This is a genomic window from Undibacterium sp. GrIS 1.8 (genome assembly GCF_040544445.1).
Taxonomy (GTDB): Bacteria; Pseudomonadota; Gammaproteobacteria; order Burkholderiales; family Burkholderiaceae_D; genus Undibacterium.
Genome location: NZ_JBEONQ010000113.1, coordinates 1 through 2,745, shown reverse-complemented (window position 1 = coordinate 2,745; position 2,745 = coordinate 1). Strand labels below are relative to the sequence as shown.

The window sequence follows — 2,745 nt, the reverse complement described above, 5'->3', positions numbered from 1 at the left end:
GGGGTCGATTTGTTTTAGGTGCAATAAGTGACGGTAGGAGATCGAGCACTGGCGTGGGGGTAGTTCTGTAAGTCAATGATTTCATTAAGGTTTCAGCTCGTTGTTTTTCATCGGTTATGTGGCGTCAAACTGTCGCCGGTTTTAGCTATTCACTGCATTTATCGTCGGTACCAGTGAAGGCATCAAATCTGCAGCGTAACGCTCCACTGGAAACCTAAAAACTCCCCGTAAATTGATACCGCTTAGGCGCGTCGGAGCGATCTTGGCCATAATGTCTGCCTCAATGATTTGCCGTCGATTTGCCCAGCGATTCACTACTCCCTGCATCTGCATCGTATTCCATGCCATTACGGTGTTGGCTAACAAACTCAAACCGTCGGCCACCGCCTGCATTTCATCTGCTCGCTTGGCCTGTGCCGGGCTGATGCGTCCTGTATAGATGGCACGCTTCAAAGCGTTGACTGCCTCACCACGGTTAAGTACCCGACGCAGTTCTTGCCTGAAGGGAGTATTCACAAAGTAGTCGGCCAGGAAAGCGGTGCGCAGTAATCGTCCGAGTTGAACACCCGCTTCATAGACTGGTTCACCACGGGCAGCAGAACCAAATCGCGCCAATGCCGCCACTGCACTGGCATTCCCATTCATCACCGATGCCGCCAAATGCACCAAAGTATCCCAATGTTTTTCAATTAAATCGATGTCGATGGACGCATCGCATACCGCAGCAATTTCAGCTGGAATATCCATGCCACGCGGCAAAAATAAATGGCGTTGTTTTAATTCTTTCAAACGAGGGCAAAGATCAAAGCCGACCAAGCGCGCCAGCATCATTGCAAAATCAGTGTAGCCGTGGGTATCCACTGCCAACTGACTGGTTTCCATTCGCTCCTGACGTAAGACCCCCTCAATCGCAACCCCAGCCTGACGCTCATTTAACACAAAAGGTTGGGCATACGAAATACCCCATCGGTCGCGCACATGAGAATAAATTCCAATGGAAGGCGTGTTGCGCCGGGGATCAAGTCTGGCTTGCCAAACGCGTTTGGTCGTCTCCATACTCATCATGTCCGAAGATGCCAGGTCTGATCGTCCCCAAGTTGCGGCAATCGGTTGACGTTGCATGAATTCCAGCACTGCGCTACAGGCCTGACTCAACCTGCGTTCGTCGCCTGCCCAGCGCATTGCTTGACGAATGCTGACGGCCGACAACTGCGGTATCATTCGCGCGCATTCGGCCGATGTTAGGCTGGTACCGTGTGCCAAGATGCCGGCGTAGACCATCAGCAGTTCTTCAGTCGAACGTGGTTCGCGTCCCAACATGATCCAGCTGAACCGAACCTGGGCATCCACTTGTAAAATAACCTCAGGTAACTGTACCTCGCCCAGCCGCTTGTCGAGCTGACTACGTAGCTCAATGACTTTAGGATCCTCATCTTCGGCAGGCATTGCCGTGAGATGTAGCTCATCATCAACACGTAGTTTGCCCTCTCTGGCGGCTTGTGCCACAGCCGCCACGCCAGCACGTACTCGGACAAGTAGCGGGGCTAAAAACGTGCTTGCCTTGGGCGGCAAATTTAACCGAGTATAGTGTCGTTTAGACTCCGCTGCCCAGCGTTCTGGTGTAAAAAATAGGCGCGCCCGTCCACGAAAAAGAAGACTGTGATTCACCCATACCGAGCCATTACGGATACAACGACGCAACGAAAATAAGGTGGCGACCTCTAATGCGCGCATCGCCTTGTCTCTGTCTTCACCTGTAATCGCCGATAACCAGACCCGCCCAAGATGAGGTACGTTCATCTCCGCTGGCAGCTCCCGCACTTTGTCAGCATACAATTTGAGAAGCGCGTTGAGAGCAGCGAGAACCGGATTTCCCTCGTCAGCTTGCCAGGGCAACTTACCAATTTCGGCCAACAAAGAGCGTACTGGTCGAATTCCATCAAATAGACGCTCGCGTACCAAGGAAGCACGGCTCGGTGGTTTGGCTTGTTCATTGAGTTGAACCAGTTCTATCACGCGCAAGCGCAACTGGTCATTGGTGAGGTCGCCCTGTGCAGTCAATCCAGCCAAATCTGCGATTAATTTTTTATAGAGCACTGCCCAGTTGACGGTATCAGGCACTTCATCTCTTGCCAAACGCCACAGATCCGTCACTCGGCGTTGAATCATCGAGATAGCCTGATCAGTGGTGGTAAATAAGCAGTAGCGCAGAAAACACGCCACTTCTACGGTCCGTCTGGGTTCTTTAATTCTGGCACCCACCGATGGCGGCCGATTGGCCAATTGACGAGCATACCTGCGCACGATGAGATCACTCAAGTCACCCAAGTGCTTGTGAATATCGAGACTGTAGAGCAGATTGAGCCGTTCAAACACTTGGGAAATCTGTACAGTCGAATGTTTGGCAGGGGCTTCCCATAACCAGCTTTGTTGAATTTGACCATCTGGACGAAATTGGGCCAAACTGTCGTGCCACTTATCCAACAAGGCACAGGGGACGGTTGTCGCAATGGTCGCGCCAGTTTCCGCTTCAAGCAAATTTAGTGCTGCGACGATCTGACTGCGCAATGCGCGGTCATGCTCAATGAGAAAGTGGCGGTCATACAGCCAGCGCCGGGCAAAATTAAGCAGTTGATCTTTGTCACTAAATCGGATGGCTTCATCGCGCAAGGCATGCACAAAGGAACGCCTCTGGTGATCAGTAGGCCAACCAAAGCCTAGCGTTTCTTGAGCGAGCTGTTGATG

The 2,745-nt window shown here is 52.0% G+C and carries 1 protein-coding gene; it reads right to left on the bottom strand.

What is annotated here, in order from left to right; translation table 11 throughout:
• Positions 1–141: 141 nt before the first annotated feature.
• Positions 142–2,745: Tn3 family transposase (locus AAKU64_RS22280; protein WP_354363073.1), on the bottom strand; the 2,604-nt coding region annotated here is incomplete at its 5' end.